The 18,205-nt window shown below is 68.5% G+C and carries 17 protein-coding genes and 1 other RNA gene; 7 read left to right on the forward strand and 11 right to left on the reverse strand.

Annotated elements, in window-relative coordinates; genetic code table 11:
• From mraY to ASE63_RS23090, 8 genes are all read right to left on the reverse strand, one after another.
• Positions 1 to 1,083: a phospho-N-acetylmuramoyl-pentapeptide-transferase gene (gene mraY / locus ASE63_RS23055; protein ID WP_056807207.1), complete on the reverse strand. Its 1,083-nt coding sequence runs from the start codon at positions 1,081 to 1,083 to the stop codon at positions 1 to 3.
• 94 nt (positions 1,084 to 1,177) lie between these two features.
• The gene (locus ASE63_RS23060) at positions 1,178 to 2,599 is read right to left on the reverse strand and encodes a UDP-N-acetylmuramoylalanyl-D-glutamyl-2,6-diaminopimelate--D-alanyl-D-alanine ligase (protein WP_056807211.1); all 1,422 of its coding nucleotides are present in this window, start codon (positions 2,597 to 2,599) and stop codon (positions 1,178 to 1,180) included.
• Positions 2,596 to 4,011 carry a UDP-N-acetylmuramoyl-L-alanyl-D-glutamate--2,6-diaminopimelate ligase gene (locus ASE63_RS23065; protein WP_244491566.1) on the reverse strand — a complete coding sequence of 472 codons (1,416 nt, stop codon included), beginning with the start codon at positions 4,009 to 4,011 and terminating at the stop codon, positions 2,596 to 2,598. The genes ASE63_RS23060 and ASE63_RS23065 overlap by 4 nt, the downstream gene beginning before the upstream one ends.
• 210 nt (positions 4,012 to 4,221) lie before the next feature.
• The gene (locus ASE63_RS23070) at positions 4,222 to 5,994 is read right to left on the reverse strand and encodes a penicillin-binding protein 2 (RefSeq protein ID WP_082610214.1); all 1,773 of its coding nucleotides are present in this window, start codon (positions 5,992 to 5,994) and stop codon (positions 4,222 to 4,224) included.
• Positions 5,991 to 6,374 carry a hypothetical protein gene (locus ASE63_RS23075; protein ID WP_056807216.1) on the reverse strand — a complete coding sequence of 128 codons (384 nt, stop codon included), beginning with the start codon at positions 6,372 to 6,374 and terminating at the stop codon, positions 5,991 to 5,993. The genes ASE63_RS23070 and ASE63_RS23075 overlap by 4 nt, the downstream gene beginning before the upstream one ends.
• Complete coding sequence (rsmH, locus tag ASE63_RS23080) at positions 6,371 to 7,420, reverse strand: 16S rRNA (cytosine(1402)-N(4))-methyltransferase RsmH (protein ID WP_056807221.1); 1,050 nt, start codon at positions 7,418 to 7,420, stop codon at positions 6,371 to 6,373. The genes ASE63_RS23075 and rsmH overlap by 4 nt, the downstream gene beginning before the upstream one ends.
• Entirely contained in the window at positions 7,417 to 7,899 is a 483-nt protein-coding gene (locus tag ASE63_RS23085) for a division/cell wall cluster transcriptional repressor MraZ (protein WP_244491547.1), read from the reverse strand. Before ASE63_RS23085 ends, rsmH begins: the two co-directional genes overlap by 4 nt.
• Positions 7,900 to 8,246: 347 nt before the next feature.
• Positions 8,247 to 8,711, reverse strand: coding sequence for a MarR family transcriptional regulator (locus ASE63_RS23090; protein ID WP_056807225.1), 465 nt, complete (start codon positions 8,709 to 8,711; stop codon positions 8,247 to 8,249).
• 222 nt (positions 8,712 to 8,933) lie between these two features.
• Here ASE63_RS23090 and ASE63_RS23095 point away from each other — a divergent pair, with 222 nt between their 5' ends.
• A complete protein-coding gene (locus ASE63_RS23095; RefSeq protein WP_056807229.1) occupies positions 8,934 to 9,356 on the forward strand; it encodes an organic hydroperoxide resistance protein in 423 nt (140 codons plus the stop codon).
• Positions 9,357 to 9,495: 139 nt separating this feature from the next.
• On the opposite strand, the gene rnpB is transcribed toward ASE63_RS23095, so the two are convergent.
• Together rnpB and ASE63_RS23100 are read right to left on the reverse strand one after the other, a co-directional pair.
• Positions 9,496 to 9,888, reverse strand: an RNA gene (gene rnpB / locus ASE63_RS23415) — RNase P RNA component class A.
• Positions 9,889 to 9,946: 58 nt separating this feature from the next.
• Entirely contained in the window at positions 9,947 to 10,567 is a 621-nt protein-coding gene (locus ASE63_RS23100; RefSeq protein WP_056807232.1) for a lytic transglycosylase domain-containing protein, read from the reverse strand.
• Between the two features lie 452 nt (positions 10,568 to 11,019).
• On the opposite strand from ASE63_RS23100, the gene ASE63_RS23105 reads away from it, so the two are divergent.
• The 6 genes from ASE63_RS23105 (at position 11,020) to ASE63_RS23130 (ending at position 17,557) form a co-directional block, all read left to right on the forward strand.
• Positions 11,020 to 11,769, forward strand: a complete 750-nt coding sequence (locus ASE63_RS23105; RefSeq protein WP_056807235.1) for a DnaJ family molecular chaperone — start codon at positions 11,020 to 11,022, stop codon at positions 11,767 to 11,769.
• 8 nt (positions 11,770 to 11,777) lie between these two features.
• Positions 11,778 to 12,554: an N-acetylmuramoyl-L-alanine amidase gene (locus ASE63_RS23110; RefSeq protein ID WP_056807527.1), complete on the forward strand. Its 777-nt coding sequence runs from the start codon at positions 11,778 to 11,780 to the stop codon at positions 12,552 to 12,554.
• Between the two features lie 84 nt (positions 12,555 to 12,638).
• On the forward strand, positions 12,639 to 14,360 hold the full coding sequence (locus tag ASE63_RS23115) for an efflux RND transporter periplasmic adaptor subunit (protein ID WP_056807239.1): 1,722 nt from the start codon (positions 12,639 to 12,641) through the stop codon (positions 14,358 to 14,360).
• Between the two features lie 178 nt (positions 14,361 to 14,538).
• Entirely contained in the window at positions 14,539 to 15,306 is a 768-nt protein-coding gene (locus ASE63_RS23120) for an ABC transporter ATP-binding protein (RefSeq protein ID WP_056807243.1), read from the forward strand.
• Positions 15,303 to 16,535: an ABC transporter permease gene (locus tag ASE63_RS23125; RefSeq protein WP_056807245.1), complete on the forward strand. Its 1,233-nt coding sequence runs from the start codon at positions 15,303 to 15,305 to the stop codon at positions 16,533 to 16,535. The genes ASE63_RS23120 and ASE63_RS23125 overlap by 4 nt, the downstream gene beginning before the upstream one ends.
• A gap of 146 nt (positions 16,536 to 16,681) precedes the next feature.
• Entirely contained in the window at positions 16,682 to 17,557 is an 876-nt protein-coding gene (locus ASE63_RS23130) for a sensor domain-containing diguanylate cyclase (RefSeq protein ID WP_056807247.1), read from the forward strand.
• A 224-nt stretch (positions 17,558 to 17,781) separates the two neighbouring features.
• Here the strand turns inward: ASE63_RS23130 and ASE63_RS23135 are convergent, their stop codons facing one another.
• On the reverse strand, positions 17,782 to 18,204 hold the full coding sequence (locus tag ASE63_RS23135) for a GNAT family N-acetyltransferase (RefSeq protein ID WP_056807251.1): 423 nt from the start codon (positions 18,202 to 18,204) through the stop codon (positions 17,782 to 17,784).
• Position 18,205 lies beyond the last annotated feature (1 nt).

Genomic DNA, 18,205 nt, shown 5'->3' on the forward strand with positions numbered 1-18,205 from the left:
TCAGCGCAGCTTCAGCGTCGAGAGGCCGATCAGCGCCAGCACGACGGAAATGATCCAAAAGCGGATCACCACCTGCGGCTCGGTCCAGCCCAGCTTCTCGAAATGGTGGTGGATCGGCGCCATCAGGAAGACGCGCTTGCCCGTGCGCTTGTAGACCAGGACCTGGATGATCACCGAGAGCGCCTCGATCACGAAGAGGCCGCCGACGATGGCGAGCACGATCTCGTGCTTGGTCGCGACCGCGATGACGCCGAGCAGGCCGCCGAGACCGAGCGAACCGGTGTCGCCCATGAAGATCTGGGCCGGCGGCGCGTTGAACCAGAGGAAGCCGATGCCCGCGCCGATCATCGCGCCGCAGATCACCGACAGCTCGCCGGCGCCGGGCACATGGTGGATCTGGAGGTAGTTGGCGAAGATCGCGTTACCGGTCAGGTAGGAGATGAAGCCGAAGGTGGCGGCCGCGATCATCACCGGCACGATGGCGAGCCCGTCGAGCCCGTCGGTGAGGTTGACCGCATTGCCGGCGCCGACGACGACGAAGGCCGTCACGAGGGGGAAGAAGATGCCGAGCGGGATCACCAGCTCCTTCAGGAAGGGCATCGCGAAGCCGGATGCGATGGCCGGCGGGCCGAGCTGCATCACGATCCAGCAGGCGATCAGCGCGATCACCATCTCGAGCCCGAGCCGGGCCTTGCCGGAGAAGCCCTTGTGGGACTGCTTCGTCACCTTGAGATAGTCGTCATAGAAGCCGATCGCGCCATAGCTCACGGTGACGCCGAGCACGACCCAGACGTAAGGGTTGCGCAGATTGCCCCAGAGCAGGGTCGCGACAAGCAACCCGCCCAGGATCATCAGACCGCCCATGGTCGGCGTGCCGCGCTTGGCGAGATGCGATTCCGGACCATCGGTGCGGATCGGCTGGCCCTTGCCCTGCTTGATCCTGAGCCAGGAGATCGCCGCCGGGCCGAAGAAGAACACCACGAGCAGCGCGGTCGCGGTCGCGCCGCCGGCGCGGAAGGTGATGTAGCGGAACACGTTCAGGATCGGGAACGAGCCGGAGAAATCGGCGAGCCAGACGAGCATCTGATTTTAGGTCTCTTCTTGCTAGACCGACGCGCGCCCGACCGGGAACGCATCGACCTATCTCCTTGTTGCAGCGTCGGACTTGCCCGAACGCTTATTCGGCCGGCAGCACCGGAAAACGCGCCATGATCGCCTTGACGATCGGCCCCATGCGCGAGCTCAGGGACCCCTTGACCATGACGACGTCGCCGCCGCGAATCGCATCCAGGACGAGAGGCTCCAGCCCGCTCGACTGCGCGGCATAAGCACCCCTGAGGTTGGAAGGCAAGCTGTCATAGAGCCCACGCATCAAGGGGCCGCATGCGAAGACCGCATCGACATGGTTGGCGAGGATGGTCTCGGCAAGGTCCTTGTGCAGCTCCGGCCCGGTCGGCCCGAGCTCCAGCATGTCGCCCAGCACCGCGATCCGCCGGCCCCGCCCGGTCGCCGGAATGCGGCCGAGATTCTCGATCGCGGCCCGGACCGATGCCGGATTGGCGTTGTAGCTCTCGTCGATCAGGGTGAAGAAGCCGCCCGGCGCCTCAAGCTTCTGCTGCGCGCCGCGTCCCGCCGGCGGCTTGAGATTGCCCAGTGCCAGCGCGGCCAAGGCGAGATCGGCGCCCAGCGCCTCCACCGCGGCGAGCACCGCCAGCGAATTCAGCACGATATGCTTGCCGGGGCTGCCGATCCGGTAGGTCACGGGCTTGCCCATCACCAGCGCATCCACAGTCGAGACGTCCGAGCGCAGCGCGCAGGAGATCAGCCGCACGTCCGCGTCAGGGCTTTCGCCGAAGCGGATCACGCGGCCGGCCGGGCCGGCCTTGGCGATCCTCTCCAGCAGCTCGGCCTGCGGAATGTCGGCATTGATGATGGCCGTGCCGCCGGGCTCCAGCTCCCAGAAGACGCCGGCCTTTTCCTCGGCGATGCCCTCCAGCGAGGCGAAGGCCGCCAGATGCACCGGCTGGATCGTGGTGATGATCGAGACCTGGGGCCTTACCAGCTTCGCCAGCGGCAGGATCTCGCCGGGATTGCTCATGCCGATCTCGTACACCGCATAGGCCACGTCGGCGGGCGTGCGGCAGAGCGTTAGCGGCACGCCCCAGTGGTTGTTGTAGGAGGCGACGGGAGAATGGGTCTTGCCCTGCCGCGACAAGGCGAGCCGCAGCGCCTCCTTGGTGCCGGTCTTGCCGACCGAGCCGGTGACGGCGACGACACCGGCCTCGAGCTCCGCCCGGCGGACGCTGCCGGCCTGCTCCATCGCCTTGAGCACGTCAGGCACGACGGCGAGCGGCCCGCGGCCGGCGAACCCGGCCGCATGGGCCTCGTCGATCACGGCGAGCGCAGCCCCTTTGTCGAGCGCGCCCGCGACGAACTCATGCCCGTTGCGGGCCTCGCCGGTAATCGCGAAGAAGGCGTCGCCGGGCTCCAGGGTCCGGGTGTCGATCGAGACGCCGGTGACGGCTGCTGGCACCGTCCCCTCGGTCCGTGCAGCCATGGCCGCGACCAGCTTCTCTCCACTCCACAGGGGCGCACTCATCCTGCGATCTCCGCGATAGCCGTCCGCACCACGTCCTGGTCGGAAAAGGGATAGGTCCGGTCGCCGATGATCTGGCCGGTTTCATGGCCCTTTCCGGCCACGACGAGAACATCCCCGGCGGCGAGCATCCGCACCGCCGCCATGATGGCCTCGGCCCGGTCGCCGATCTCGCGCAGCCGCGGCGAGGCCGCCATCACCTCGGCACGGATCGCGGCAGGGTCCTCACCGCGCGGATTATCGTCGGTGACGATGGCGATGTCGGCTTTCTCGGCCGCAATCGCGCCCATCAGCAGGCGCTTGCCCTTGTCGCGGTCGCCGCCGCAGCCGAAGACGCAGATCAGGCGGCCCGCAGCATAGCCTCGCAGGGTCGAGAGCACTGCGGCCAGTGCATCGGGCTTGTGGGCATAGTCGACGACGACGAGCCCGCCATTGGCTTCGCCGACACGCTCCAGCCGTCCGGCCACGCCCTCAAGCCCGGCGATGGCATGCAGCGCGGCCTGCGCATCTTCGCCCGTCGCGATCGCCAGCGCGGCGGCAACCAGCGCATTGCCGGCCATGAAGTCGCCGACCAGCGGCAGCGAAACCGCTAGCTCCCGCCCATCGACGGCAAGCGTCAGCCGCTGCGAGAATCCGTCCCGTGCCGCATCGACCAGCCGGATGGTTTCGCCCTTGCGGCCGATGCCGATCAGCGGATGCCCCGCCGCGGCCGCGGCCTGCGCCGCCTCTGCCGCGAAAGGCTCGTCGCGGTTAATCACGACGGGCGCGCCTTTCGGCAGCAACTCCCAAAGCCGCATCTTGGCGGCGAGGTAATCCTCCACCGTCGGATGATAATCGAGATGGTCGCGCCCGAGATTGAGGAAGGCGCCGGCCTTCAGCCTGACACCGTCGAGGCGGCGCTGGTCGAGCCCATGCGACGAAGCCTCCATGGCGAGATGGCTCACGCCCTCGCCGGCCAGCCTGTCGAGGGAAGCGTGCAGCGACAGCGGGTCCGGCGTCGTCAGCGAGCCGTAATCGGCGCCCTTCGCCGTGACCACGCCGATAGTGCCGAGGCTCGCCGCATCATGGCCGAGCGCCTGGTAGATCTGGCGGGTGAAGTCCGCGACAGAGGATTTTCCGCTGGTTCCGGTGACCGCGACGATGGTTCCGGGCTGGCGCGGATGGACCTGCGCGGCGGCGAGAGCCAGCGCCAGCCGGGGATCCTCGACCTGCGCGAAGGCGACGTTCGCGGGCAGATCGGTGGGTCGCTCCTGCCCCGATACGATCGCGACCGCGCCCTTCGCGACCGCGTCCGCAATGAAGCGCGCGCCATCCGCCCGCGCCCCGGCCAGCGCGACGAAGACCTGCCCCTGCAGCACCTTGCGGCTGTCGAAGGCGACGCCGGTGACCGGGCGCTTACCGGCCTCCGGGAACACACCGGGAAAAAGCGCGTCGAGGCTGAAGCCGGTAGCGTCTGTCAAAAGCCCATATCCTTGCCGATACGAAGAGCCGCGCGTCATTCTCGGGCGGAGCAAAGCGTAGACCCGAGAATGACGCGCAGGATCAAGCGCCCTGCCACTCCCTGAACGACTCCGGCGCCTGATCGTCCAAAGATGCTCCGGTCAAGCCCGAGCACGACGCTGGCCTCAGCGCGTGCCCCAGGCCCCGACCCGCGCCATCAGCGGGAACGGCGCGACCGGCGGCTCGAAGCGCGGCGGCAGGCCGAGCAGCGGCGCAGTGCGCTCGATCACCTTGCCCGTCGTGATGCCGGCGTTCCAGGCCGCCGTCGAATAGCCGCCACTCTCGGCATAGCCCTTAGGTTCGTCATAGATGGCAAGGAACAGGTATCTCGGCTTGTCGGAGGGCGCGATGGCCGTAAAGGTCGTAAAATTCTTGTTCTTGGCGTAGCGCCCGTTGATGACCTTCTCGGCGGTGCCGGTCTTGCCGCCGACGAAATAGCCCGCGACATCGGCCTTGCGGGCCGACCCCCTCTCGCCGTTCAGCCGCATGATGAAGCGCATCGCCTCGGAGGTCTCGGGCTTTATCACCCTGACGCCGCTCTTCCTCGCCTCTTCCTCCGAACGCTTCAGGAAGGTCGGCGTGATCAGCGTGCCGCCATTGACCAGCGCACCGACGGCCGCCAGCGCCTGAAGCGGCGCCACCGCGAGGCCGTGGCCGAAGGCGATCGTCGCCGTGTTGATCTCGCCCCAGCGGCCCGGCACGATCGGGGCCGCACTTTCGGGCAACTCCGTCGTCATCCGGTCGAGCTGCATCATCTTCTTGAGGAAGGCCTTGTGGCCCTCGACGCCGACCGACAGGGCCATCTTGATCGAGCCCATGTTCGACGAATGCAGGAAGACCTCGGGCACCGTCAGGGTCCGGCCGGTGCCATGGTATTCCCTGATGACCTGCCGGCCAAAGCGCATCATGCCGCCGGCGGTCGAATAGGTCGAATTGATGTTGGCCTTGCCGGAATCCAGCGCCATCGCGACGGTCAGCGCCTTGAAGGTCGAGCCCATTTCGTAGACGCCGACACTCATCCGGTTGATGCGGTCCTTCTCGAGCGCATCGACCGGGTTGCCCGGGTCGAAATCGGGCAGCGAGACCAGCGCGATCATCTCACCGGTATTGACGTCCATGATCGCACCCGCGGCCGCGATCGCCCGGTATTTCTCGAGGCCCTTGGCAAGTTCGTCGCGCAGTGCGTGCTGGACACGCAGGTCGATCGACAGCGCCATCGGCTTGAGGTCCGAGGCCTGCGTCGCGAGGCCCGCCCCGTTCAGGTCCTGCAACCCTTGCGAGTCGATGAATTTCTCGATGCCGGCGATGCCGACATTGTCGACATTGGCGAAGCCGAGCACATGGGCGGCGGCCGTGCCGTTGGGATAGACCCGCTTGTTCTCGGGCACGAAGCCGACGCCGGGAATGCCGAGGCGATGCACCTCGGCCTGCTGGCGCGGCGTGATCTCGCGCTTGACCCAGACGAAGCCCCGCTTGGTGCCGAGCTTGTCGCGCAGGTCCCTGGCGTCGAGGTCCGGCAGGACGGCGGTGAGCAGCTCCGTCGCCTCGTCCTTGTCGAGGATCCTGCGCGGCTCAGCGAAAACCGAGACGCTGCGGACGTCGGTGGCGAGCACTTCGCCGTTCCGGTCGACGATGTCCGGCCTGGCCGAGGAGATCGCGTTGGAGGTGGCACGGCGCAGGCCGACCTGCTCGTTGGGCAAGGCCGCCAGCATCACGAGCCGCGCCGTGATGGCCAGGAACAGAACCGAGAAGCCGAGGATCACGAGCCCGACGCGCGGCTGGCTCTTCTCGCCGCTCATGCGGAAGATGTCGCGCAGCAAGGCGAGGCGGCTCCGGGGGGCGGCCTTGCCCTCGGGCTGGCCGGCCTCGGCCGCTTCCTCGCTGATGGAGCGCTTCATGGACGGCCTCCCGGCGTGGTGGCGCTGGCCTTGCGGTCCCGCGGTGTCTCGGTGGGAACGAGCCCGAGATCCTCGAGCTTGCGACCGATGGCGTCGACCTTCGGTCCGCGATTGGGAATGTCGGAGAAGCGGACCACCTGCGTCACCGAGAAGGGCTGCAGGTCGAGATGGCGGTCGGCCAGCGCCTGCAGGCGGTCGGGCCGGTTCAGGAACTGCCACTCGGCCTTGAGCACCGCGATGGCGTCGCGCTCGCGCTGCGCCTTCATCCGGGTCTTCTGGAGTTGCTCGGCCTCGAGCGTGGTCTCGTATTTGATCGTGTAGGCATAGAGCGCCGAGGAGACCAGCGCGCCGATGGCGACGACGTGGAGCAGCTTGATCATGCTCGATGCCTCCGGCGGGGCTGGGACGCGGGAATGCCGGCGAGCGCGACAAGGCCGGGCTCGGCCGGCCGTGCCGGTGCGGCGTTGCGCTCTGCGGCGCGAAGCTTGGCCGATCGCGCCCGCGAATTGGCGCGCATCTCCGCTTCCGAGGCGGTGATCGGACCCCGGTTGACCAAGCTGAAGGTCGGCTGCGCCATGCTGACCGCCGGCGCATGGCGCGAGCCGGCCGGCGCCCGCCCGGCGCGCTCTGCGAGGAACTGCTTGACGATGCGGTCCTCCAGCGAATGGAAGGTCACGACGACGAGCCGCCCGCCCGGCACCAGCACGGCCTCGGCCGCATGCAGCGCCGCCACCAGCTCGCCGAGTTCGTCATTGACCGCGATGCGCAGCGCCTGGAACACGCGCGTCGCCGGATGCGGCCCGCCGGGCTCGGCCCAGACGATGCCGGCGACGAGATCGGCAAGCTGCTTGGTCGTCGTCAGCGGCGCCTTGCGCCTGGCCTCGATGACGGCGCGCGCAACAGCCCGAGAGCGGCGTTCCTCGCCATAATGATAGAAGATGTCGGCGAGCAACCCCTCCTCGCCCTCGTTGAGAAGGTCGGCGGCGCTCTGACCCTCGCGGCCCATGCGCATGTCGAGCGGCCCGTCGAAGCGGAACGAGAAGCCGCGCTCCGCCTGGTCGATCTGCATGGACGAGACGCCTATGTCGAGCACGATGCCGTCGAGCGGCGCCATCGCGAACCGCTCCGCCTCGGCGGCGAGTTCGCTGAAGCGCGACTGGGCAAGCGTCAGACGCCCCGCCATCGCCGCGACGAGACCGGCCCCGCCGGCGATCGCGGTCGGATCGCGGTCGAGTGCGAGCAGCGTCGCGCCGGGAGCGGCTTCCAGCATGGCGCGGGAGTAGCCGCCGGCGCCGAAGGTCCCGTCGAGATAGCGCCCGCCCGGCTTCAGCGCGAGCGCCTCCAGCACCTCGGCCAGCAGCACGGGAACATGCGGCGCGTCGGCCGCCCCTGCCCTGCCGTTCTCCTGCTCGCCCTGCCCGCTCATGCGCCAGGCGCTCCCGCGACGGACGGCAGCGACTGCGAGCTCAACGCGCGCTTGACGTCGCGCAGCCGCGCCCGGGCCGCATCGAGATGGGCCTGGAACCGTGACGGCTCCCAGAGCTGAAACTTGTGGCCATGACCGACGAAGGTCACCGCATCGGCGATGCCCGTATGCGCCCGCAGCGCCTCGCTCAGCATGATGCGCCCCTCCGGATCGACCTTCAGCACCTCGGAGGTGCCGTTCAGCGCCGTCGACAGCGATTCCCACTCCTCCGAGAAGGGCGAGAACCGCGCCAGGATATCGTCGATGGTCTTGCGAAGCGCGTGGCCGCCGGCATCGAAGGCCGTGAGATCCAGCGCCGGATGGACGTAGAGCCCCTCGTAGCCGTCCTTCGCCAGCACGGCACGGAAGCTCGACGGGATCGAGACCCGCCCCTTGGCGTCGAGCCGGTTGGTGAAGTTCGAGACGAAGCGGTCCGTCAACGCCGCCTCCCGGCCTGCTCTGCGCATGCCCGCCCGGCCGCGAAGCGGGCGGGACTAAAGCCTCCCGCCGAAGCAGGCAAAGCGCATCCTCCGACCGGATTCCGCGCGGCACACGGAGCCCGATTTGATTGTCGCCTGCCGGTTTCGACGGGATGATTTGGGATAGCATGGGTCAGGATGGGCGTCAATGGAATCGGGAGTTCGAAGGCGTGGCAGCGGGGCCTACGGATCATCACAGCCCGTTAAGGTTAAGTATCCGTAACCACGCGCAATTCCGTGCCCGCAGAGCCGATGCGGGGTAGCACCCGGCCTGATCGTGGCCGCTCTCGCTTCGATATTTTTTGAGCTCAGCCCTGACGGGCCGCTTTGAGCAGCGCTCTACGAAGCGCCGTCAGCTCGGCAAGCAGCGAACCGTCCGGCCGCACCGCCGCGCCGATCGCGCCGCCCATCACCTCGGGAACACAGCCGCCCTTCTCGCGCAGTGCCTCGCCCTTCCCGGTCAGATGCAGCAGGACCTGGCGCTCATCCTCCCGGCTGCGCTCGCGCCGGATCAGGCCCGACGCCTCGAGGCGCTTGAGCAGCGGCGTCAGCGTGCCTGAATCGAGCGAAAGCCTCTCCCCCACCGTCTTCACCGGCAAGCCGTCCCGCTCCCAGAGCACGAGCATCACCAGATATTGCGGATAGGTCAGGCCGAGATCGGCGAGGACGGCGCGGTAGAGCCGGGTGAAGGCATGCCCGGTCTGGTAGACGGCGAAGCAGAGCTGCTCCTCCAGCCTCGGACCGCGCCGCTCGGGAACCTTTTTCGCCGCCATCGCTTCCCTGTTGATCTCTTGCCGCGAACGATCGCGCCCGCCCGACGGAAAACCAGAACCGGGCCGGCCACGCAATCACCGTTACGTGAACGCTCCGATTTTGGTCGTTGACAATTTGATTGTGCACGATCTAAATCACCCACGCAACCTCGTCGGCGCAGCGATTGCCATCCCGGATCACCCGGACCGCTCGCCCGCCCGCCTCAGTGAAGGAGTTTTCCGATGAAGATCCTCTACACCGCCCATGGCTCCGCTACCGGCGGCCGCGAAGGCAAGGCCGAGACTGATACCGGCAACGTCAAGCTCGTGCTCAATACGCCGAAGGAGCTGGGCGGCGGCGGCGGCGAAGGCACCAATCCCGAGCAGCTCTTCTCGATGGGCTATTCCGCCTGCTTCCTCGGCGCGCTGAAAGCCGCGGCCCGCAAGGAGAACGTCAAGATCCCGGACGACGCGAAGGTTTCGGCCGAGGTCGGCATCGGCCCGCGCGACGACGGCCAGGGCTTCGGCATCGCTGCGAAGCTGACGGTCTCGGTGCCCGGCCTCGACAAGGCCCAGGTCGAAGACCTCGTCCAGAAGGCCCACGTCATCTGCCCCTACTCGCACGCGACCAAGGGCAATATCGACGTCGAGCTGAAGGTCGCCTGAGACCTCTTGCGTAGGTAGGCTCGGGGCAATTCGCTCCGGCGAGTCGGATGCGGCGATGGTCGAGAACCGGAGCGGAACGGACTGATGTCCGTGAGCACCGGAAGCGCAGGCCGTCGCCGCAGCGGGCCGCCGGAGTAGAATTGCCAGCCGGCCTGTAAGCCGGGTTCTGGATGGCCGGAGAATTGCTCCCCCGACGTGACGGCCATTCCTCTGGGACGCGCATTGCTGCGCGCCTCGAGCAACCAACCCGGACGACAAGGCGCGAAAACATGCCCCTCCCCGCTTGCGCGGGGAGCATCGTCCCTATTCGGTTTTGCTCCCGGTGGGGCTTGCCATGCCGTCCCCGTTGCCGGGTCCGCGGTGCGCTCTTACCGCACCTTTTCACCCTTACCGCAGGCCGTAAGCCCGCGGCGGTTCGATCTCTGTGGCGCTTTCCCTGGGGTCGCCCCCGCCGGACGTTATCCGGCACCGTGTTTCCGTGGAGCCCGGACTTTCCTCCCCCGCAAGCGGGAGCGGCCGTCCGGCCGACTGGCGAGGGGGAGATGCGCGCTCAGGCGGCGCGCGTCAAGCGCGATCGGTCCCGGGAACGATCAGTTCAGCGCCGTGATGGTGCGGACCTTGGAGCAGTAGGTCCGGTTCGCGCCGCTCATCCGGGTCGCCATATGGCCGCTCTGGTACTTCATGACCGTGCGGCAGGTGTCGCCGCCGGCCAAGCGGTAGGCTTCCGCCAGATACTTCATCGCATAGCGCGCATTGGTCTCGGCATCGAGCAATCCTGCGGCGCTGCCGGAATAGCCCATGCCGCGCGCGGTCTGGTGGCGGATCTGCATCAGGCCGTAATTGCCGGCGTTCGAGGCACGCGGATTGTAGCGGCTTTCGATCCGCACCACCGCGTCGGCTAGCGCGAAGGGCACGCCATTGGCGGCAGCATGCTTCGCGACCAGAGCCTTGAGTCCCTCCGAGCCGGCGGGAGCGGCAAGCGCGCCCCGCGTCGTCCGGCCGGCCTTGCGACCTTGCTCGGCGGGCTCAGCGGCGGCCGTCTCGGGCTTTGCCGCCTGCGTCTCGCCGGCCTCCTTCGCCCGCTTGATCTCCGCCTCGCGGACGATGAAGGCGCGGGCGTCAGTCTCGTCATTGACCAGGCCGTTGGCGAAGGCTGCGCCGCTCAGGCAGAACAGCGACAGGGCAGTGGCTCCGGCGAATGTAGATTTCATGATCGTGACAATCCTCGTGATCCCAAATTCGTGATCGAGGCGCAGCGAACTGACGGCGAAATGTGGAGGGAATCGGACCTCTCGCAAGCACAAGCGATTTCTTAGGTATATCGACAAAAAACTAATCTATACATGACTATAGAGCTTTCGGGCACATCCTCGGTGTACTGGAACGCCACCGCCGCCCTGCCGCGAAGTCGTTTGCCGGCACCGCAATCTCTGCCGCTTTTGCGCCATATTCCACTCGCGGCATTGGAACGATTTGCGTTTTCAGGGAGGCTGATGCGTCAAGTTGTCGCAATTGGGGCAGGGAACAAAGTATCCGGCAGGCTGTGGATGACGCTTTTAGGCAGGCGCCCGTTGCGCGTACTCGTCCGAGCGCCCATGGTCCGGCCGACCTGATTTGTCCGCCCAGGCCTTCGCGGCCACGGCGGTTCGGAGCCGTATCGACGATGCCATCTTCCTTCTGGGGCGCTTTGGGCGGCGGGGGCCTCGGCCTTGCGCTCGGCGGCCCGCTCGGCGCGCTGGTCGGCGCGCTTGCCGGCCATATGCTGATCGATCGCGAGGGAGCGCCCTTCGGCCCCGCCCCGCGCGAGCTGATCTTCACCACCGGGCTGGTGGCGCTCTCGGCCAAGATGGCGCGCTCGGACGGCGTCGTGACCCGCGACGAGGTCGCGGCCTTCGAGCGCATCGTCAAGGTGCCGCCGGAGCAGCACCGGCGCATCGAGATGCTGTTCGACCTCGCCAAGCAGACCAGCGCCGGCTACGAGGCCTATGCCGCGCAGATCGCCGAGAGCTTCCGCGACGAGCCGGCCCTGCTCGAGGACGTGCTGGACGGCCTTTTCCTGATCGCCGCCGCGGACGGGGCGATCCATGAGGCGGAGCACGCCTATCTGCATGACGTCGCGGCGATCTTCGGCATCGGCGAGGCCGATTTCGCGCGGATCGAGGCCCGTCATGCCCGTCGCGCCGACGACCCCTATCTCGTGCTGGGCGCCAGCCGCGAGCTGAGCGACGGCGAGCTGAAGCGCCATTACCGCAAGCTCGTCGCCGAAAACCATCCCGACCGTGAGATCGCGCGCGGCCTGCCCGAGGAAGCGGTGCTGATCGCGACGCGCCGGCTTGCCGCCATCAACGCGGCCTGGGACCGGATCGCCAGGGAACGCGGCCTCGGCAACAGGCTGACGAGCGAGCCCGCGTGAGCCTGACGATGACGCCGGACAGCCGCTTCGCGGCGAAGGTCTTCCCCTCCCCGAACCATGGCGAACGCAGGGGCGGCAGCGGCGACGGAAACCGCCGGCCGGACATGCTGATCCTGCACTACACCGGCATGCCGGTCGCGGGCGAAGCGCTGCAATGGCTCTGCAATCCGGTCTCGCAGGTTTCGTCGCATTATTTCGTCTTCGAGAACGGCCACACGCTGCAGCTCGTGCCGGAGGGCCGCCGCGCCTGGCATGCCGGCGCCTCGCACTGGGCCGGCGAGACCGACATCAACTCCTGCTCGATCGGCATCGAGATCGCCAATCCCGGTCATCCCGGCGGCCTTCCCGACTTCCCGGCAGAGCAGATCGCCGCCACGCTGAACCTCTGCCGCGACATCTGCGAGCGCTGGTCGATCCCGCCCGAGCGGGTGCTCGCCCATTCCGACATCGCGCCGGGCCGCAAGATCGACCCAGGCGAGAAATTCCCGTGGCGCCGCTTCGCCGAGGGCGGCGTCGGCCTCTGGAGCGAGCCGGCCCCGATCCGCGGCGGCCGCTTCTTCGCCCGCGGAGACAGCGGCCAGCCGGTCGAGGCCCTCCAGGCGATGTTCGCGATGCTGGGCTACGCCATCGCGGTCGACGGCGCCTATGACGAGCGGCTCGAGGCCGTCGTTGCGGCCTTCCAGCGTCACTGGCGGCAGGACAAGGTCGACGGCGTCGCCGACGCCTCGACCATCACCACGCTGCGCGATCTGCTGGCCGCGACGCAGTCCGCCCGCTCGGCCTGAGCCCGGGGAGTCACCTTGGCAGCTGAACCGGACCTATCCGAAAGATTGCAATAAGTTAACTCGCTGCCGGCGCTCCGTTCTGGCATGCTCCCGCCGTTGGACGCCGGCGTGGTCGCCGGCGCGACGATGGGGGCGCCCTTGCGCAACTGGCTGATCGGCTCTGCACTCGCCGCGCTCGTCCTGGGAGGCGGCTACTGGACATTGCGGCCGAGCGGCGGCACCGCCTCCGAAACCGCCTATCGCATGGCGAGCGTCGACCGCGGTCAGATCACCGCCGCCGTTCGCGCCACAGGCACGCTGACGCCGGTGACGACCGTTCTGGTCGGCTCGCAGCTTTCCGGCCAGATCGTCGAGATCCTCGCCGACTACAACTCGCAGGTGAAGGCCGGGCAGGTCGTCGCCCGCCTCAACAGCGACCAGATCAGGACGCGGCGCGACGCCGCGCAGGCTGATCTTCAGCAGGCCCGGGCCGACCTCCTAGTCAAGCAGGCGCAGCTCGATCGCGCCCGCGTCGCCCGCACCAAGGCGGAATCGACCATCAAGGACATCGCCGCCCAGCGCGAGCGGACGAACGCCCAGCTCGCCGACGCCAGGCGCACCTTCGACCGGCAGAACGAGCTCTTCAACCGCAACACCGGCTCGCAGCAGAATCTCGACACCGCCCGCACCCAAGTCGAGATCCAGACCGCGAGTCTCGCCTCAAATGAAGCGCAGATCGCCTCGGCCAAGGCCGAGCTCTCCGGGCTCGACGCCGACATCCTGCTCGCCGAAGGACAGGTGAAGTCGGGCAAGGCCGCGATCTCGCAGCGCGACGCCAAGCTCAGGGATATCCTGATCGACCTCGAGCGCACCGATATCCGCTCGCCGGTGGACGGCGTCGTGGTCCAGCGCCAGGTCGATCTCGGCCAGACGGTCGCGGCCTCGCTGTCGACGCCGACGCTGTTCCAGATCGCGCAGGACCTGCGCATCATCGACATCTATGCGAATGTCGACGAGGCTGATGTCGGCCGGCTCAAGACCGGGCAGCCGGTTTCCTTCACCGTCAACGCCTATCCGAACCGCAGCTTCGAGGGCCGCGTCGAGATGGTGCGCCTCGGCGCGCAGACGATCCAGAACGTCGTCACCTATACCGGCGTCATCCGCGTCGAGAACGCCGACATGGCGCTGCTGCCCGGCATGACCGCCAATCTCCAGGTGGTGACCGAGGACCGCCGCGACGTGCTGCGCATCGCCAATGCGGCGCTGCGTTTCCGCCCGCCCGGCGCTGCCGCGAACGCGCCGGCCGCAACCGCCCCCCAAACGCCGATGGCGCGCCAGGGCGGCCGCGGCGGCGCGGCAGGCGCAGCCTTCCGCGAGCGCATCGAGACAGAGCTGCAGCCGACGCCGGAGCAGAAGCAGGCGATCGCGACGTTGCTGGAGGAGCGCCGCGCCGGCGCCCGCGAGGCCATGGCCGGCCTGTCCGAGGAGGAACGCCGCGCCGCCTTCCGCAGCGCCCGCACCGAGATGCTCGCGAAGATCGCCGGCGTGCTCGATCCCGAGCGCCGGGCGAAATTCGAGGCGATGATGCAGGAAGGCCGTGGCGCGTCGCGGCAACAGGGCACGCCGGGGCGCGTCTACGTGATCGGCGAGGATGGCCAGCCTCAGGCCGTGCCGGTGATGCTCGGCTCGACGGACGGCGCCTATACCGAGCTCGTCTCTGGCGAGGTTAAGGAAGGCCAGGCGTTGGTGGTCGGCGGCGGCCCGCGGCCGACCACCGCTCCCGCCACGACCGGTGGACCGCCGGTCCGCGGCCCGCGGCTGTTCTGAACGCGATGTCGGCCATACCAGCCCTCTCCTGTCATTCCGGGGCGGCCCAACGGGCCGAACCCGGAACCCATGACGGGGTGAGCCCAAAGCCACGCTCGGTCGCTCATGCTCGCCCGGTCGTAGGTTCCGGGTTCGCCGCTGCGCGGCGCCCCGGAATGACAGCGGAGGGCAAGTCGCCATGCCCCTGATCGAAGCCCGCGAGCTCTCCCGCGTCTACGACCTCGATTCCGGCCGCGTCACGGCGCTCGACCGGGTGTCACTCGCCATCGAGGCCGGCGATCTCGTCGCGGTGATGGGGCCGTCCGGCTCCGGCAAGTCGACCTTCATGAACCTGATCGGCTGCCTCGACCGGCCGACGGGCGGGCATTACCGGCTGGACGGCGTCGCGGTCGAAAGCCTGAGCGGCGACGGGCTGGCGGAACTGCGCAACCGCAAGCTCGGCTTCGTCTTCCAGCAGTTCAACCTGCTGCCGCGGGTCGATGCCTGCGCCAATGTCGAGCTGCCGATGCTCTATGCCGGCGCCGACCGTAAGGTCCGCCGCGAACGGGCGCTGGCGGCGCTCGGCCGCGTCGGCCTCGCCGAGCGCGCCCATCATCGCCCGATGCAGCTGTCCGGCGGCCAGCAGCAGCGCGTCGCCATCGCCCGCGCGCTCGTCAACGAACCGCGCCTGCTGCTCGCCGACGAGCCGACGGGTGCACTCGACAGCCGCACCGCACTGGAAATCCTCGCCCTCTTCCAGGACCTCAACCGTGAGGGCGTCACCGTCGTGCTCGTCACCCATGACGCCGAGGTGGCGCGGCATGCGCGCCGCGTCATCCGCTTCCGCGACGGACATCTGCTCAGTGACCAGCGCCAAGAGCCGGCCGATGCCCGCGCCGCGCTGGCGGCGCTCGATGCCGGCATCTTGCCTGACGCCGAGATCTTGCAACCGGAGGCCGCCGCATGAGCATCGTCGAGGCGATCCGCTCCGCGCTGTCGGCCATCGGCGCCAATGCCCTGCGCTCGGCCCTGACCATGCTCGGCATCATCATCGGCGTCGCCGCCGTCATCGCCATGGTCGCGATCGGCTCCGGCGCGCGCGAACGGGTGACCTCGCAGATCAAGTCGCTTGGCGCCAACCTTGCCATCATCCAGTCCGGCAACGTCACGCAGGGCGGCGTCAGGCTCGGTGCCGGCGCCTCCTCGACCCTGACCGACGAGGATGCGGTCGCGATCGCGAAGGAGGTCGACGACGTGGCCGCCGCCGCGCCCGTCATCGTCACCCGCGCCCAGACCGTCTATGGCGGCACCAACTGGTCGACGCAGATCACCGCGACCGAGCTCGACTTCTTCACCGCCCGTGAATGGGACGTGGCCGAAGGCCGGCTGTTCGAGCCCGAGGAACTGCGCCGCGGCGAGGCCGTCGCGATCATCGGGCAGACCGTGGCGCGCAACCTCTTCGGCGAGCAGAACCCGCTGGAGCAGCCCTTCCGCATCCGCAACGTGCCCTTCAAGGTCATCGGCGTGATGGCGCCGAAGGGCCAGTCGGCGCTCGGGCAGGACCAGGACGATGCCATCTTCGTGCCGCTCGACACCGGCCGGCGCCGCATCGTCGGCCGCAACTATGCCCGCGACCGCTCGGTGCAGACGATCATGGTCAAGTTCGCCAGCGAGGCCGCGATCGCGCCGGGCATCGAGCAGACCAGCGCCCTGCTGCGCCAGCGCCACCGGCTGATGGCCGACCAGGACGACGACTTCATCGTCCGCAACCTGACCGAGATCGCCAACACCGCGACGCAGGCCGCAACCACCCTCTCCTGGCTGCTGGCCGCTGTCGCCGGCGTGTCCCTGCTCGTCGGCGGCATCGGCATCATGAACATCATGCTGGTCTCGGTCACCGAGCGCACCCGCGAGATCGGCCTGCGGCTCGCGGTCGGGGCGCGCCAGCGCGACGTGCTGGCGCAGTTCCTGATCGAGGCGACGACGCTGGCGACAATCGGCGGCGCGGTCGGCGTCGCGCTCGGCATCGGCTCGGCGCTGACGATCGCGCGCATCGCCGGCTGGCCCTCCGTCGTCTCGATCGAGACGATCCTGATCGCGGTCGGCGTCTCCGGACTGATCGGCGTCTTCTTCGGCTTTTACCCCGCCCGACAGGCCGCGCGGCTCGATCCGATCGAAGCGTTGCGGCGGGAATGACCATCGAACTTGTGCGTCGCGAAAAGGGACGCTTAATCACTCCTGCATAGCGTCGAGCCGTAGTGGCGATTCGGTCGTGCCGAGGGCATCCTTTGAATGGCAATCCAAGTGCAGCGCTCGCAGCGAGCCGCCTCTACGATCGGGCCTTGGCCGGCCTCGGCGGCACATGGGCCTGCGACCTCTCCAGTCAGGTCTTGACCTGGAGCGAGGGCGTCTATGACCTCTTCGGCCTGCGGCGCGGGTCGGGGCTGCAGCGCGCGGCGACGCTGGACCATTACCAGAGCCAGAGCCGCGGCGAGATGGAACGGCACCGTGCCGAGGCCATCCGCACCGGCAAGGGCTTCGCTCTCGACTGCCAGATCCGCTCGAACGGCCAGAGCCGCTGGATGCGCCTGCGCGTCGGCGTCGGCTACGAGCACGGACGACCGATCCACATTTTCGGCACCAAGCAGGACGTCACCGCCGAGAAGGCGATGTGGGACGGGCTGGTCACGCTGGTCGGCAACGATCCGCTGACCGGGCTCGCCAACCGGCGCGCCTTCGAGGACGCGCTGCGCGAACTCAGCCGCCATGCGGGCAGTTCCCACGGTTTCGCCCTGGCGGTGATCTCCATCGATGATTTCGAGGCCATTCGCGACCAGCACGATTTCGCCGGCGCGCAGGCCTGCCTGCGCTGCATCGGCGAGCGCCTCGGCCGGCTCTTCCCGGACGCCGTCCTCGTCTCACGCATCGGGGGCAGCGAATTCGCCTTGCTGCTGCAGGCGCCCGCCGGTGCCGGTTCGCTTGCCGCGACGCTTCAGGCCGCCCATAGCCTGCTGGCCCGGCCGGTGCCGCAACGGGGGCCGGCCATCGGTATCGGCGTCTCCATCGGGGCCACCATGATGAAGCCGAGCCATCGTCACGATCCGAAGAAGCTCTTCGCCGAGGCGGATGCAGCTCTCTACGTCGCGAGGGCCGCCGGCTACAATCGGCTCCGGGTATTCGACGGAATGATCGCCACGCGGGTCCCCGTCGTTCATTAGAGCGCGCTGATTTTGCACGAGACCGGGTCGTCTTTCCGGGGCTTCGCGTCAGCGAAGAGCCCGGAACCCAGAACCGATGCCGCTTCCGCGAAGAGCGTGCCCTGTCCATGAGCCAAGCGATCAAGCGCATCGGTTCCGGGCTCAGGCCTGCAGCCCGCCCGGAAGGACCGGTATATCGTCAGGAATCAGCCGGATCCAGGCGGTCGGCGCGGCCCTCCGCCGCTTCAGCCGAGCGTCTTGATGAAGGCGAGCTGCCCGTCGAGGCTGCGCCCCATGTCGTGCCAGCCATGCCGGCGGTAGAAGCGCTCGGCCCGCGTCCCTGCTCCCGTCGTCAGCCAGGCCTGGGCATGGCCCGCGCCCTTCAGGCGGGCCAGCGCCTCGTCCAGCAGCGCCCGGCCATGGCCCCGCCCTTCATGGCTCGGATCGACGAACAGCGCCCAGATGAAGCCGGTCTGGTGGTTGGCGCAGGCGAAGGCGACAACCTCGCCAGCCTCCTCGGCCACCAGGAAGATCGCGTGCTCGCGATACCAGCAGACCTCCTCAGGCGTGACCTTCGCGGGATCGCTGAGGACGTTCTCGCGCACGCCCATCCGGATCGCGTCGATGCGCGGCTGATCGGCGGGCGTCGCGGCACGGATCGTCGTCATT

This window comes from Allobosea sp. Root381, assembly GCF_001429395.1.
Lineage (GTDB): Bacteria > Pseudomonadota > Alphaproteobacteria > Rhizobiales > Beijerinckiaceae > Allobosea.

Bases quoted from the DNA above. Each gene is read 5' to 3' on its own strand.
- mraY (WP_056807207.1), bottom strand. From the start codon at position 1,083: ATGCTCGTCTGGCTCGCCGATTTCTCCGGCTCGTTCCCGATCCTGAAC.
- ASE63_RS23110 (WP_056807527.1), top strand. From the start codon at position 11,778: ATGACGCCGGACAGCCGCTTCGCGGCGAAGGTCTTCCCCTCCCCGAAC.
- ASE63_RS23105 (WP_056807235.1), top strand. From the start codon at position 11,020: ATGCCATCTTCCTTCTGGGGCGCTTTGGGCGGCGGGGGCCTCGGCCTT.
- ASE63_RS23125 (WP_056807245.1), top strand. From the start codon at position 15,303: ATGAGCATCGTCGAGGCGATCCGCTCCGCGCTGTCGGCCATCGGCGCC.
- rsmH (WP_056807221.1), bottom strand. From the start codon at position 7,420: ATGAGCGGGCAGGGCGAGCAGGAGAACGGCAGGGCAGGGGCGGCCGAC.
- ASE63_RS23135 (WP_056807251.1), bottom strand. From the start codon at position 18,204: ATGACGACGATCCGTGCCGCGACGCCCGCCGATCAGCCGCGCATCGAC.
- ASE63_RS23075 (WP_056807216.1), bottom strand. From the start codon at position 6,374: ATGATCAAGCTGCTCCACGTCGTCGCCATCGGCGCGCTGGTCTCCTCG.
- ASE63_RS23060 (WP_056807211.1), bottom strand. From the start codon at position 2,599: ATGAGTGCGCCCCTGTGGAGTGGAGAGAAGCTGGTCGCGGCCATGGCT.
- ASE63_RS23115 (WP_056807239.1), top strand. From the start codon at position 12,639: ATGCTCCCGCCGTTGGACGCCGGCGTGGTCGCCGGCGCGACGATGGGG.
- ASE63_RS23095 (WP_056807229.1), top strand. From the start codon at position 8,934: ATGAAGATCCTCTACACCGCCCATGGCTCCGCTACCGGCGGCCGCGAA.
- ASE63_RS23090 (WP_056807225.1), bottom strand. From the start codon at position 8,711: ATGGCGGCGAAAAAGGTTCCCGAGCGGCGCGGTCCGAGGCTGGAGGAG.
- ASE63_RS23100 (WP_056807232.1), bottom strand. From the start codon at position 10,567: ATGAAATCTACATTCGCCGGAGCCACTGCCCTGTCGCTGTTCTGCCTG.
- ASE63_RS23070 (WP_082610214.1), bottom strand. From the start codon at position 5,994: ATGAAGCGCTCCATCAGCGAGGAAGCGGCCGAGGCCGGCCAGCCCGAG.
- ASE63_RS23120 (WP_056807243.1), top strand. From the start codon at position 14,539: ATGCCCCTGATCGAAGCCCGCGAGCTCTCCCGCGTCTACGACCTCGAT.